Raw genomic sequence first — 14,361 nt, 5'->3', positions numbered from 1 at the left:
AACCATTAGCCATGAACCATTAGCCATTAGCCATCAGCCATTAGCCATTAGCCACTAGCCACTAGCCATTAGCTCAACGCATTAATCGCATAGTTGATGTATGTATTAGCTTCACCAGCAACATCACCACTGAGACCGTGATTGTCGCGAACAAATTCCAGTGCTGCTACATACCAGCTTGGGGACAAACCAAGAGCGCTATTGAGTTCGTTTAACCCTGCAACAACGTATTCATCTAAAGGACCAGTACCGCCTACTACGCAGCAGTAGCTAATGGTGCGGAGGTAGTGATCGATATCCCTTACACACTTGCTTTTGCCTTCAGGGGTAGAAGCATATTGAGGTCCCTGCATTTGAGTGGTGTAAGGAAACTTTTGATATACATGATTAGCTGCTGCTTCTGCCCATTTCTTACCATTTTGAGAAAATGCTTTGGCTGCGTCTAAACCTGCACGAGCACGGTTGAAACGACCAAAAACCGCTTGCATTTCGGTATTGCTTAGATAAGTACCGCGAACATCAGCAGTTGCGATCGCTTCAGTGAGTGGGGTTTTCATGATCTTCCTAATCTCCAAATGTTAACAGATGTAATGGCTCAGAATTGAGAAATTTTTTGAGATAATTTCTCTAATTTTTCCGGTTTTCTCAAGCAACTTTGTTTTGACAAATGATATTAAACAACAGCAGCAGCAGCGCGATCGAAATAGCTAGCAACTTCTGACATAAGTTGGCTGCAATCACCTCGGGTAATGCCATTGGTATCGTTAGCAATTTTGATAGCAGCATCTTTCATTTTTTGAATTCCAGAAGCTACAGCATCGCCAGGAGTACCTAATGCTTGGTAGGTTTCACGCAAACCATTTAAGCAGCGATCGTCCATAACGCTAGCATCACCTGCTAGTACAGAGTATGTGACATAACGCAGAATAAATCCTAAATCGCGGATGCAAGCTGCTTGATTGCGGTTGTGGAAACAAGCACCGCCAGCATTGAAAACTTCAGAGCGTTCAGCGACTAAAGCGCGATATGAATTTGCCACAATGGAGGAAGCATTACTGGTGAGACGATTAACCACATCTAAACGCTTGTTGCTATCAGCAACTAATGCTGATAATCCATTAATTTCGTTGTCGCTTAAGTAAGAACCTTTTTTATCAGCTTGTTCAACAACTTTAGAAAAAGCATCTAGCATTGTTCTCTTCTCCTAGATTTTATTGCAGCTTATCCAATGTTTGGAATGAGCCAAAGTTTGAGTAAAAAGCAATTATTTCATCAAACACAAAATATAAAATATTTTTCACAAACTTACCGCACAACTACCAAAAATTATGGTTGCGTTGTGCAATTCATTTGTTTATTGAAGTCTCAATTTTTTGCTCGATTTCTTAATTGCTTTTTAGATTTTATATAGTCCTTGCATAAATTTATTATTAAAACTTGTAAATTTGTGTAAAACCTTACAGTATTTTGCAAAACTCCTGATGTATCGAGCTTTGAGTGCGATCCACATAAAGAGAAATTTACAATTCAACATATTCCTTTGCCTATCTTTATCTAATTAGATCGCTATCTAATATGGCCTCAAAAGTAATATTACCTAGAGCTACATTGAGAATGATAGTAGCTTTAATAAAAGATTTTTTCGTAAAGTTACATGAAGTTAAGTAAAGATGATTTTGTAAGATTTCTCATTTTTGTGTCTGTCGGCGGATGGCAAACCTAATATAAAATTATGTGAATTTAAATTGACAATATAAATAATTAGTATTTTCTAGATAGCCAGTCACTGTTTACTAGTGGTCTATCGCAAAAGTTTTGACTGGTGAACGTTTTTATCTCGATCCGGTGGTTCTACCTGGGAACACAGTCGGCGAGGCTCTGCCTCGCGCTCCACTGGAGGCGGAGCCTCCAGTAAGGCATTCCCAGGCGGAGCCTGGGAACGAGGTAACAGCCTATCAAAATTAATGCGATGGACCACCAGTCACTGTTTAGCGATCGCTGTTCTTCGTTGTAAAACCTCTAATAAAGTCGTAAATATCTGAGGAAGAGGTGCAGTCACTTCAATCCATTCCCCAGATACCGGATGTTGCAACTTCAGTTTCCAAGCATGGAGCGCTTGACCGGGTAAGTTAACCCCCACAGAACGACCGGAACTATAAACGGGATCGCCAACGATGGGGTGACCTATCTGAGCGCTGTGAACCCGAATTTGATGGGTGCGTCCAGTTTCTAACTGAAAGTGCATTAAGGTGTAGTTACCCAAACGTTCTCTCACTTTCCAGTGTGTCACCGCCACTCTTCCACCTTTTTCAACAGGAACAACTGCCATTTTTTTGCGCTCCACTGGGTGGCGACCAATAGGTAAATTGATAGTACCGCTTTCTGTTTTGGGCGCACCGTAAACAATCCCTAAATATTCTCGTCCTGCAGTTTTTGCTTTTAGTTGAGCTTGCAATGCGTGATGGGCTTGTTCTGTTTTAGCAATAACAATAGCTCCAGTTGTATCCTTGTCCAATCGATGAACAATTCCGGGTCTTTGAACTCCTCCAATTCCCGGTAAGTTGGGACAGTGAGCCAAGATAGCGTTTACAAGAGTACCATCTTGATGACCTGGTGCCGGATGAACAACTAGACCTGCGGGTTTATTAATAATCAGTAAAGAGGTATCCTCGTAAAGAATATCCAAGGGTATCTCTTCTGGTTTAAGTTCCAGGGGTTCTGCTTCTGGTATATTGACGGTAATGTTATCCCCTACTTTTACAGATATCTTCTTAGATATGCAGGGTTTGCCATTCAGCTGAACGTTACCTTGCTCAATTAACTGTTGAATTCTGGAACGAGATAGATCTGGTAGTACTTGCGAGAGATAACGATCTAAACGCGCATCCTTTGAAGCAATAGGTAGAATGCTTTCTTCTGAAACTTGTATATTGATTTCTCTCACTTGATTTTGATAGCGAACCTTTTTTAAGTGTAGCCAAAATTTCAGCTGTCATTCCTACTTAGTCGGATACAACTCCTCAGCCTGATGTTGATACCAGAAGTTGACACCACAACGAGAGAATAATTACGAACTACAAATTGGCGCAAAGGAACTTGACTTCTGTTGTCAAAGAAATCCCCACCACACGCTTGATACAGTCAGCATTTTCCATGCTAAGTATGCTGCAAAAACTAAATAGAGTTCCTATATTAGTTTTTTAAAGATTCTGTAAAGCTTCGAGCCAATCATTTTTATTTAGAATTTTTTAATAAGATGTAGCATATAATACTAAACAACGCTTGTAAAAATATATACATATTTTTTAAGATACCGAACTCTCACTATCTGATGCCTTATGATGGAGATGAAAGTCGAAAACGATGTCACGATCGCCGATATAAGTTTACAAAAAGTCTGCATACGTGGAGATTCATTTCCATAGATGTCTAATATGAAGTCAGTTCTATGAAGGCAAAACAGACCTGACGTTGATATGGGTTCATTTCTGTAGTCTGTTTAAGAGAATTCTTATTTTACGTATAAAATAAAACAAATAAATAATATTAGTTCAAATGAATTGTATAAATTGTTTCTCTTATGCCAATTCATTATAAGTTTTTTGCATATATTTATACATCTTGAGATGGATGACAAAATTTCTGCAAAAATAAAATTAGAAATTTTTAACCCAACTCCCCCATTGACTAAAGTAATTGCGATCGCATCTCCTTTTTGTTGAAATAAATTATACACACTGCTCGCTGGATTGCTCTTAAAACAAGATCTTTAACCTGAAAAATAGTAACATTATCAATTTGTGATTCAGTATTTCTACTGCAAAAAAATAAGAGACGATTTTCCGATACTTGGAATATAAAGTTTTAACAATTTCTCTCTTCATAGAGAATTAAGTATATGCACGGAAAAAAATACCTTATAGTATACATCCTTACAAGACATTTATGTTAGAAAAGCGATCGCTTTTTATAGTTTCTTGATTCACTTATATCAGTCTTTACACATCCTTTAACTTTTTTTTGAAAATTATAGTAACCTAAATGATAGAGAGCAAGTTACTTACTTTCTCACACTAGGTTAGAAAGTAAGCTCTTTATCATCTACCAGTTAAATAAAAACTCTTATATTTCAGGTATGCATTGCACTTCTTAAATTTTGTTAAAAGTTCTAGAATTGGCATGATATGCCCCAGGGTGACTGCCCATCATAAAACAACGTTAGAGTGTGTTCCCTAATCCGCGTGGAGAATTAACTCTCTTCTTCACAAAACCGAGCGTGCTTTCTACCGCAGATTGTTGTTGTATGAGTTGACATCCAGTCACTCTTGGAGGAATTTGGTCGTGAATTATACTCGAGTTAGTATTCTACATTTGCTAGAGACAGGGCTATCGAGCGGACAACTGTTACACAGTGATAGCAACCCATCTCAAAATGTACCTATCTGCTTAAGACGCATACAAAGACAAGAAGGTCTGGGTATGCGCTTACGTCAAATAAGAACCTTTTTTGAGAAAAGCTGTCTACTATATCAATATTTTGCAGTCAGCCAAAGTTTGCAAATCGGTGCCATAACGAGGCTAGCGGCTAAAGCCGTATTGCCGAAATCTACCTCAAAGAGATGCTTGGATTCTATGTGCAAGCTGTCGGTAATTCCATCCTTGCCCTTCTCAAGGAGAGTATAGCCGAAAAAACAATAAATTTACAGGGTTACAAATTAATTGAGTAGGAATCAGACATCTCCAAACAACACTCCCTAACAAGGAGTACCGCCAGTTTTGTGAACTCGCTGTAATTTAGCATTTCTCCTAACTACAACTTCGATTTTAGAAGAACAAGCTTAGTGAGGATAGCGCATAGCAAGTTTATGTCAACATTAGGGCAATTTGCTATCTAGATGTTGCAATTATCCTGGCTAGATATTGTCCAACCCAAAATTGGTTGCAAATCCTAATTTCAACTTAGAGCCATGAATATGACTACACTTCCCATTGGTAGATACAGGTTTTTCCAGAAAATCCAGCCGCTATTTCTACTAGGTAAAATGGCGAGTAACCCCAATACTGGCTGTTGGCAAGTTTATAGTCCATCGGCTTCCTGGCTAATTTATATGGAGAAAGGCAAACTCGTCTATCTGTCCTATAGCGAGCAAATGTTTGATATTCTTCATAGAAATTTGCAACAGCTAAGCGAGCAAGTCCCCAATCTTAAGAGTGCGATCGAGCAACACTTCCAATCATTATTGGAACTCCATAACGATCGATCTATAGAAAGCCAAGAATATAGAATTATTTGCTGGTTGGTTAATCAAAATTACATAACTTCTGCGGAAGCAGGAATGTTGATAGAGCAATTAGCACTAGATGTATTAGAACCATTACTGAGTATTGAAGACGGAAGCTACGAATTTCTACCAGAAAGTTGCTTGGAGGATTTACCAAAGTTCTGTCATTTAGATTTACGCGTGATTTTTGAACAATGTCAAGATAGACAACGTCAGAGAAATGCTAAACCTGCAAGTGCTCAACAACAATGTATAGAATTTATTAAAGCCAAGGCACGAAAATACCAAGCTAAAATTGAGCAAAAGTTTGTCAAACAGGAAAGCCAAGAACTTATCAATGACGACCGTCAGTTTTTGATGCCTAGCATTAGCGATCCTCAAACAGAAACTAATAATACACAACAAGAAACTGTTCCACTATCTACAGAACAAAGACTTTATAAAGTTGTTTGTATTGATGATAGCCCGGTAGTTGTCAATGCTGTGAAAAACTTTTTAGATCAACAATTATTTACTGTTACGGGAATTAGCGATCCTCTAAAAGCTTTAATGCAGATTATCCGTATTAAACCGGACATCATTTTACTAGATATTGAAATGCCCAACTTAGATGGCTATGAAATCTGTTCTTTATTAAGAAAACATTCATATTTTCAAAATACACCTGTAATTATGATTACGGGACGAACGGGATTTATCGATAAAGCCAAGGCAAAAATGGTTAAGTCCACCGGATATCTGACAAAACCTTTTTCACAAGTAGATTTACTAAAACTCATCTTTCAAAATATTAAGTGAGATTTGAAAATTAGCCAGGTGTGCGCTAGCCCTTACTGGGGTTACATCTTTGTTGTGATACTCCCTTTCCGCCTAAAGATTACCTATTTAAATGAACCGCACTCGACACAAAGAGCAAGGGAGTAAGAGGAAAAGCAGATCGGTAGTCTTATAGCACCGAAGGGAGGAGTACAAGTCCCCGACTTCTTTAGGGAATCGGGGATCGCAGTTATGCTGGTCTTTTTGTACAAACGTAACCTTATATTACATTTATGTAACAAAAGCTGTATCTTCAAAAATTCCTCAAAAATTCTGAATACATTTAACACAGACTAAATTCAGTTCAATAACGTAGACAGAACTATAAATTCAGTACATTTATCATAATGGGGTTTAAAAATTATGACTACTTGTCCCTGCTGCTCTAACCAACTACTACGCCATATCCGTAAAAATCAAATTTCTTGGTTTTGTCGCAGTTGTTGGCAAGAGATGCCTGAACTTAGTTCCAGAAACCTAGATTCACTCTCTATGGCTAGGTCTACTCAATTCGCTATAAAACAATTAGTGGTTTCCCATTCATTATAACTATTTTTTGTTGGTAATTTTTTTTAATATTCATTTATAAAATAGGGACACAATCTTATGATGTCCCTATTTTGGCAAGGAAGAATACCTCCAGTTCGGGCTTGAGTGCAAAGTAGAGAAAGGCGAAAAGCTAAGTAAGCTTTGGTTTCGGTTCCTAAAAGAACCCGTGATACTTTTGCTGTAAATTAGGGAAACCTAAAAAAGGTAATTTCAAGAGCTATGCAAAAATATGTCTTGAAATGTGGAACTCTTAGAGCAAAGTTTCGAGCAAATAAAACCTCGTGCTGAGGAATTTGTGCTATTTCAACAGAAATAAGCTATATATGAATAATGCTGCAAATTTCTACCAAAGTTATCATTCCCGACAGCGAGATCGAAATTAGTGCGATTCGCTCACAAGGCGCAGGAGGTCAAAACGTAAATAAAGTTTCCACTGCTATCCATTTGCGTTTCGATATTCAAGCTTCCTCATTACCTGATTTTTACAAAGAGCAACTTTTAAAGCTTAAAGATCGACGCATAACACAAGAGGGAATTGTTGTTATTAAGTCTCAAGAACACAGAAGCCAAGAGCAAAACCGGGAGGAAGCGTTGAGACGACTGCAAGAACTCATCAAAAGTGCAGTCGCAGTCAAAATAAAACGCAAACCTACCAAGCCAACTCGTAATTCTCAAAAAAAGCGTCTCGATCGCAAAAGTAAGCGTGGAGAACTGAAGTCCATGAGAAGGAATATCACCGAATGATTAGCGCGATACGGCGTCAGCTATTAAGCGTCGCTTATTGCGTTGCTCGCATCTTGCACAAAAGTATTAGTACTGAATTTTTAAGTTCTTAATAAACATGTATTTTTGTCAATAATACGAAAAATATGAATTTCTAGCCTGCGTAGGCAGGCTTTGTTTGTATAGCCTCACCTAACGAATGTGTAGGTGCAAGATATCTAGTTGGAAACAATAACGCTCCATCTTAGTTGTTATTTTGTGTCAAGCCTTTTAAGATAGACGCTGTTTCTTCTGGTTTTCCAGCCAGAGGAAAAACTAAAATACCTTTGATTGCGGGGTTATCTACTAATTCTTTTAAGCGATGGAATTGTCGCTCGCTAATAGCAATACCAGCATAACTTTTAGCGTAATTTAATTCTTCTTTGAAATTTGCATCATTATCATTATAAGCTTGAATAAAGACCCGATCGACATTCCATTTTTGCCAATCTGCTGCAAAATATCGTTTAGCCCAGTAAGGATTGTGATGACAGATATCAAAACTCACTGAAGAGTTGGCTTGTTTCATTGCGGTTATCATTTGCTGCAAAAAAATAGTTAAATGAGCAGTGCGATCGATTTTGCCGGGTAATTCAGCATGATAACCTAAATAATCGTCCCATTGGACTGCATCGATTTCGGGGTACTTCTGAACGAACTCTACTAAGATATTTTTAAAGAAATTTGCTACCTCAGGAATCTGCACGTCAAGAACGTAATGATCGATTCCCACATAGGTCTTATCTACACCAGGAACAATCCACTTGCGAGAAATTGCTAAATCGTAAATTGGACTATTTTTATCTATTTTAATACCTTTCTCGAAATAAGCATGAACTTGCATCCCTTGTTTGTGTGCCTCATCAATCAACCAATCTAGCCATTTGTCTTGAAACTGATTTGGACAACTTTTATATCCTAGAGTTTGCTGCATAACGTCACTATTGTACATCGTACATCCATTACCCCAAACACCATGAATAATAGTATTAATTCCTTGAGAGCGATAGTATCGAACTCTTTCACGAATTGTTTCTTCGCTGGCGTTATTAGTAATTTGGTAGCGACTTAAATAAATCCCTCTAATTACTTTTTTTTCCCAAGGAGTTTTAGGTAATGGTGTTGTTTGAGGAGGTTTTTTTTCCAGTGAAGCTTGCTTATCATTGGAAGTTGTATTGGAAGTGCTTGAGAAAGAGGGAGTGGGAGTTAAAGTCGCAGTTGGAGTGGGAGTTAAAGTCGCAGTTGGAGTGGAATTAAAAAAAGGAATAGTTATTGGTAGATTCTCAGGGAAAAGGCGGCTGATGTCTAGATGTCCTGGCTGGCTGAACCACCAATAACCACCTCCCAAGACAGCAATGATTATGGAAATTGGAATATTTGCACATCCGCATCCACTAGGCTCTTTCTTTTGACGCGACATAGGAACATAATCTCGACTGATATATAAATAGCTACAATTCTAAACCGAATATTTCCCAATAGGTGTCAATACGATTCAGCTTGTATGGAGACACCAGCCAAACCCAGAGTTTCGCGATCGCTACCTACTGTTGTTCCACAACCTGTTAAAATCAGTAGTTTAATTGAACTACTGATATAGAGCCTCTGGGGGAGTAATGAACGCGAGTGCTGCGGATTAGTTGATACATCTCGCCCATAACAATTCTCTTATCAAAACGATCTTGACAAAGAAGTTTCCCGTTGAGTAATGTTGATATAACGGGTGTTCGATATAAAAAATATATGCCAAAAATAGTAGACCATGAGTTATATCGTAAAGAACTACTCAATCAATGCTTTGACTTATTTGCCGAAAAAGGATACAGCGCTATTACCACACGCCAGATAGCCGAAAGCTTAGGAGTGTCTACCGGGACCCTTTATCATTACTTTCCCAATAAAAAAGCCTTATTTGAGCAGTTAGTGGAAGAAATATGCGAGCGAGATATATCGCTGGCAATGACTGAGTTGGAAGGGGTACAAACTCCAAAAGAGCGAATAGGAGTGTTGGGACGCTTCCTAATTAAAAAGCAAGATTACTACGTTAAATGGATTTATCTCCTAGTTGATTTTTGTCAACATCCAGATTTTAAGGATATGCACGGTCATAATATATATCAACGTGCAAATAAGAAATATGAGCAGGCATTTTATGAGTTGTTAGGTGTTGAAGATCGCACGTTAGTTTGGTTTGTTATGTGCCTTATTGATGGCTTATTTCTAGAATTGCTTATGAATAATAACACTATTTCCATAGCAGAACAGTTTGATTTATTGGGCAAAATGGTAACTGCTTATTTGGAAAAGTATGCAGTTAGTAATTAGTGGTTGGTTGTGAGTGGATAGATAACAAATGAGGTAGGAAAAATGATAAATATATCCAAACAAAAAAATCAATGGTTAATGGCTATGATTGCCGGTGCGACTGCCATTATGGGTGGAACAGTTGTTTATAGCATTTCTCAGTTTGGGCATGTCAGTCAAAAACCTGCACCAGTGGTCACAACTTCACCCATGAAAAAAGTGACAGCCTTGGGAAGATTGGAACCTGAAGCTAAAGTCATTAAGCTGTCTGCACCTCTAGCATTGGATGGCGATCGCCTGACCAAACTTCTAGTTGAAGAAGGCGATCGCGTGCAAGTTGGACAGGTAGTGGCCATTCTTGATTCGCGGGATAAACTGCATGATGCCCTTAAAAAGGCACAAGAACAAGTCAAGACGGCTCAAGCCAAACTTGCTCAAGTCCAAGCAGGAGCAAAAAGGGGAGAAATTGCAGCCCAAAAAGCCACTATAGAGCGTTTAAAAGCCCAACTACAGGGCGAAATTACGACTCAAAAAGCCATTATTACCCGCCGTCAATCTGAGTTGAATATTGCTCGTGCAGAATACGAGCGCTATCAAATGCTTTATCGGGAAGGAGCAGAATCTGCATTAAACTTTGATAACAAAAGATTGGCTTTTGAAACGGCTCAAACACAGTTAATGGAAGCCCAAGCCAATCAGAATCGTACAGCAGATACACTACAGGCAGAAATAGCTGAAGCTAAAGCCACTCTTGATAAAATCGCTGAAGTTCGTCCTGTGGATGTGCGGGCGGCGCAAGCAGAAGTTGATGATGCCATTGCATCTGTTAAACAAGCACAAACAGATTTGGAAAAAGCCTACATTCGATCTCCAATTGCAGGAAATATCCTGAAGATTCACACGCGTGAGGGAGAAAAGATGAGCGACTCTGGGATTGTTGATGTCGCACAAACCGATCGCATGGTCGCCGTAGCAGAAGTTTATCAATCTGATATTGGAAAAGTTAAAGTCGGACAAAAGGCAATTGTCACAGGTCAAGCCGTGGTTGGAAAACTCCAGGGTGTGGTTTCCCACATTGGCTTGCAAGTTAACAAACAAAATGTTTTCAGCAACCAACCGGGCGAGAACTTGGATAAGCGAGTTGTTGAGGTAAAAATTCGCCTTAACCCTGCAGACAGTAAAAAAGTTGCAGGTTTGACAAATTTACAAGTGCAGACAGCCATTGAATTATAAATTTTCTTGCTTCTTAAAATATAACGGATGTTCGATATATATATTAATTGAGGGAATCAATGATGGTTGGTAAATGGTTACGCAGAACACCTCTAGCGTGGCGACAAGTGATGAAAGAAAAAACCCGTTTGGCGATCGCAGTTGCAGGTATTGCCTTTGCAGATATGCTGATGTTCGTGCAACTGGGGTTTCAGGATGCTCTTTACGACAGCGCTACACTACCCCATCGCCTGCTTGAGGCAGATTTAGTGATGACAAATCCCCAATTCCAAACTCTCTTCTCAGTGAAAACTTTCTCTAGAGAAAGACTTTATCAAGCATTGGGTCATGAAGCAGTAAAATCAGTAAGTTCTGTATATATAGGTTCGGGGCAGTGGAAAAACCCAGAAAACCGACTTACCCGTGCGATTCTAATATGGGGAATTGAACCAGACGCTCCTAGCTTGAAGTTACCAGAAATCAAGCAAAATGCAACACAAATCAAACTTTTGAATCAAGTCTTGTTTGACCGTGCAGCACGTCCTGAGTATGGAGATATTGCAGGTAAGTTGCAAAAACAAGGAACCCTAGAAGCAGAATTGAACCAGCAGAATGTTCAAGTAACAGGGTTATTTACCATTGGTTCATCCTTTGCTGCTGATGGCAATGTCATCACCAGCGATTCAACATTTTTGAAATTGTTTCCAGAACGTCAATCTGACAGAATAGAAGTCGGTTTGATTCAGCTAAAATCTGGTTTTGATGCAGCTAAAGTACAAGCGGAGTTGACAAAAGAATTATCAGGGGATGTCAGAATTTTAACGCCCGAAGGCTTTGCTGGTGTAGAAAAATATTATTGGGAAAGCCAAGGAACCATCGGATTTATTTTTGGGTTGGGTGTGATTGTTGGATTTATTGTAGGAATCATCATTGTTTACCAAATTCTCTACAGTGATGTTGCGGAGCATTTACCGGAGTACGCAACACTCAAGGCAATGGGTTACAGCAATGGTTATCTGATCCGCGTGTTGTTACAAGAAGCCTTGCTATTAGCAGTCTTAGGTTTTATCCCAGGATTTGCGATCGCAAGCGCACTTTACCAATTGACATATGCAGCAACACTGCTACCCATTGCCATGACAACCAGTCGAGCGATCGCAGTCTTTGTACTGACATTAGGGATGTGTAGTTTATCTGGAGCAGTCGCAATGCGGAAACTGCAATCTGCTGACCCCGCAGATATTTTTTAGCGTCTGTGTTTTTTGTTGTATTTCTAAGATTTGAAACTTTTTTAACTCAGTACTAATGACTCGCGAGCGGCGATTGATAACAAGCGATAAATCTACTTCTATGGAACCTGTAATTGTTGCAAAAAACCTCAATCACTACTTTGGAGAAGGTGCGCTTCGCAAACAAGCCTTATTTGAAATTAGTTTAGAAATCAATGCAGGCGAAATTGTAATTATGACTGGACCTTCCGGTTCGGGAAAAACAACTTTGTTGACACTTATGGGTGGATTGCGTTCTGCTCATGAAGGAAGTTTGAAAATTTTAGGTCAAGAAATGTGTGGTGCAAGCCAAAAGCAGTTGAGGGAAATTCGCTGCAACATTGGCTATATTTTTCAGGCACATAATTTAATGACCTTTTTAACAGCTAAAGAAAATGTACGAATGTCTTTAGAATTGCATGACAAATATCTAGACCAAGACATGGATGGTAAAGCAATTGCCATGCTTGAGAGTGTGGGATTGGGTCATCGCGTGTCTTATTATCCAGAGAGCTTATCAGGCGGACAAAAGCAACGGGTAGCGATCGCCCGCGCACTTGTGAGTCAGCCCAAAATTGTTTTAGCGGACGAACCAACAGCAGCGCTTGATAAAAAATCCGGGCGTGATGTTGTGGAATTAATGCAGAAGCTAGCAAAAGAGCAAGGGTGTACTATTTTGCTAGTCACGCACGACAACCGTATTCTTGATATAGCCGATCGCATCGTCTATATGGAAGATGGACATCTGAAATTATGAATTATGAATGTTGAATGATGAAGAATTAAACCTTCAATTCATAATTCATAATTCATAATTCATAATTTATCTTGACTCGCATATCTTGTCGTCCACCGGCTTGTGGTGCTAATTTCAGTTTTCTGACTTGTTCGATAGCAGAAGCATCCAATTCTTTGTAACCGCTAGAACGAATCAATCTTACATTGGTCACATTACCAACATCATCAGCCTCGACACTCATTTCCACCGTGCCTTTCATTCCTTGCTGCCTTGCAATTTCTGGATACTTGAAGTTACAAAAAGTGCAATTTTCGATAAATTGAGAACCATTACCCACCGCTGATTTCGGCTGTTCGAGGATTTTACTATCAAAACCACTATTACCGGGTATGCCTGTCTCCTCAGCAGGGGGGATTATATTAATTTTTGTACTAACTTGTGAGTGAGCAGGCGTAGATGCTAAAACCCAGAAGGTGCCTGCTAGCCATAGAGAGGGAACAAGAAATAACTTCATAAAAGCCTCGCTTGTAAAAAAAATCCATATAGAGTAGCCGCTATTCTATGCCAGTATTTTTCAACAGTCATCTGTTAACCTACAATTGTCCTATCAAATAACAATCGATGGAAATCAGCAATTTATTTGCCGCAGGTGGGGTAGTGATGTGGCCCCTGCTAGGATTTTCGATACTGGCTGCCGCACTCATTATTGAGAGAATCTTTTTTTGGGTAAGGATTACAAACCGTCAAAATCATGTAGTGCGAGAGGTGTTGAATCTTTACCGTCTCGGTAATACTGTGGGTGCTATGAATGAATTACAAAAAAATACAGATTTACCCATTGCACGGATTTTTTTAGCGGCATTAGAACTCGAACAACCAAATCCAGAGGAATTTCGTCTTGCTTTAGAAAGTGAAGCTCAAGCTGAGATACCTTTGCTTAAACGCTTTCAAAATATCTTTGATACTATTATTTCCCTTGCACCTTTGTTGGGTCTTCTGGGAACTGTTTTAGGGTTAATTTACTCTTTTAAATCCTTAAATATTGGAGATGTGGGAGGCAGTAGAACAGCAGGAGTCACATCTGGTATTAGTGAAGCTTTGGTTTCTACTGCTTCAGGATTAGTGGTTGCTATTTTCACCCTTCTCTTTGCCAATACTTTCCGAGGTCTCTACCAGAGACAAATTGCTCGCATTCAAGAGTATGGCGGACAGTTAGAGTTGCTTTACCGCCGACGCTATGAAAAAAATTATTAGGGATTGTTTGCCCTGACTCCTCTGGTCGCTGTGAACCTAGCGCACGAGGGTGGCTCCCCATGTCATACTTAAACTGGCAGCCTTCAGACTTGTATTTGAAGCTCTATCTCTTATAATTTAAGTAAATATTATACTTAATACCTAAAGGGCTGCGATCGCTATGACTTGAGAAACT

At 39.2% G+C, this 14,361-nt stretch carries 12 protein-coding genes; 7 read left to right on the top strand and 5 right to left on the bottom strand.

Annotated elements, in window-relative coordinates:
* Nucleotides 1-68: 68 nt before the first annotated feature.
* The 3 genes from AB0756_RS14460 to AB0756_RS14450 form a co-directional block, all read right to left on the bottom strand.
* A complete protein-coding gene (locus AB0756_RS14460; protein ID WP_038077742.1) occupies nucleotides 69-557 on the bottom strand; it encodes a phycocyanin alpha subunit in 489 nt (162 codons plus the stop codon).
* A gap of 116 nt (nucleotides 558-673) precedes the next feature.
* Nucleotides 674-1,192: a globin family protein gene (locus AB0756_RS14455; RefSeq protein ID WP_038077740.1), complete on the bottom strand. Its 519-nt coding sequence runs from the start codon at nucleotides 1,190-1,192 to the stop codon at nucleotides 674-676.
* Nucleotides 1,193-1,981: 789 nt separating this feature from the next.
* Nucleotides 1,982-2,944: an RluA family pseudouridine synthase gene (locus AB0756_RS14450; RefSeq protein WP_038077738.1), complete on the bottom strand. Its 963-nt coding sequence runs from the start codon at nucleotides 2,942-2,944 to the stop codon at nucleotides 1,982-1,984.
* Nucleotides 2,945-4,973: 2,029 nt separating this feature from the next.
* Between AB0756_RS14450 and AB0756_RS14445 the strand changes: the two genes are divergently transcribed.
* Nucleotides 4,974-6,080 carry a response regulator gene (locus tag AB0756_RS14445; protein ID WP_038077778.1) on the top strand — a complete coding sequence of 369 codons (1,107 nt, stop codon included), beginning with the start codon at nucleotides 4,974-4,976 and terminating at the stop codon, nucleotides 6,078-6,080.
* Between the two features lie 897 nt (nucleotides 6,081-6,977).
* The gene (gene arfB / locus AB0756_RS14440) at nucleotides 6,978-7,391 is read left to right on the top strand and encodes an alternative ribosome rescue aminoacyl-tRNA hydrolase ArfB (protein WP_038077736.1); all 414 of its coding nucleotides are present in this window, start codon (nucleotides 6,978-6,980) and stop codon (nucleotides 7,389-7,391) included.
* A 223-nt stretch (nucleotides 7,392-7,614) separates the two neighbouring features.
* Here the strand turns inward: arfB and AB0756_RS14435 are convergent, their stop codons facing one another.
* Nucleotides 7,615-8,829 (bottom strand): family 10 glycosylhydrolase, encoded by a 1,215-nt coding sequence (locus AB0756_RS14435; RefSeq protein ID WP_038077734.1) that lies wholly within the window; start codon nucleotides 8,827-8,829, stop codon nucleotides 7,615-7,617.
* A gap of 323 nt (nucleotides 8,830-9,152) precedes the next feature.
* Between AB0756_RS14435 and AB0756_RS14430 the strand changes: the two genes are divergently transcribed.
* The 4 genes from AB0756_RS14430 to AB0756_RS14415 all read left to right on the top strand — a co-directional run bounded on the left by AB0756_RS14430 (nucleotide 9,153) and on the right by AB0756_RS14415 (nucleotide 12,950).
* The gene (locus AB0756_RS14430; protein ID WP_038077775.1) at nucleotides 9,153-9,734 is read left to right on the top strand and encodes a TetR/AcrR family transcriptional regulator; all 582 of its coding nucleotides are present in this window, start codon (nucleotides 9,153-9,155) and stop codon (nucleotides 9,732-9,734) included.
* Between the two features lie 42 nt (nucleotides 9,735-9,776).
* Nucleotides 9,777-10,946 carry an ABC exporter membrane fusion protein gene (locus tag AB0756_RS14425; RefSeq protein WP_038077732.1) on the top strand — a complete coding sequence of 390 codons (1,170 nt, stop codon included), beginning with the start codon at nucleotides 9,777-9,779 and terminating at the stop codon, nucleotides 10,944-10,946.
* Nucleotides 10,947-11,008: 62 nt separating this feature from the next.
* A complete protein-coding gene (devC, locus tag AB0756_RS14420; RefSeq protein WP_038077728.1) occupies nucleotides 11,009-12,175 on the top strand; it encodes an ABC transporter permease DevC in 1,167 nt (388 codons plus the stop codon).
* Between the two features lie 55 nt (nucleotides 12,176-12,230).
* The gene (locus AB0756_RS14415; RefSeq protein ID WP_038077726.1) at nucleotides 12,231-12,950 is read left to right on the top strand and encodes a DevA family ABC transporter ATP-binding protein; all 720 of its coding nucleotides are present in this window, start codon (nucleotides 12,231-12,233) and stop codon (nucleotides 12,948-12,950) included.
* A gap of 52 nt (nucleotides 12,951-13,002) precedes the next feature.
* On the opposite strand, the gene AB0756_RS14410 is transcribed toward AB0756_RS14415, so the two are convergent.
* Nucleotides 13,003-13,446 carry an energy transducer TonB gene (locus tag AB0756_RS14410; protein WP_038077722.1) on the bottom strand — a complete coding sequence of 148 codons (444 nt, stop codon included), beginning with the start codon at nucleotides 13,444-13,446 and terminating at the stop codon, nucleotides 13,003-13,005.
* Between the two features lie 107 nt (nucleotides 13,447-13,553).
* Between AB0756_RS14410 and AB0756_RS14405 the strand changes: the two genes are divergently transcribed.
* Nucleotides 13,554-14,186, top strand: a complete 633-nt coding sequence (locus AB0756_RS14405) for a MotA/TolQ/ExbB proton channel family protein (protein WP_038077719.1) — start codon at nucleotides 13,554-13,556, stop codon at nucleotides 14,184-14,186.
* Nucleotides 14,187-14,361: the final 175 nt, after the last annotated feature.

Origin of the sequence: Tolypothrix campylonemoides VB511288_2 (assembly GCF_045999855.1) — a bacterium.
GTDB classification, from domain to species: domain Bacteria; phylum Cyanobacteriota; class Cyanobacteriia; order Cyanobacteriales; family Nostocaceae; genus Scytonema; species Scytonema bouteillei_A.
The sequence above is the reverse complement of the archived record's forward strand: the minus strand, read 5'-3'. Positions and strand labels throughout refer to the sequence as shown.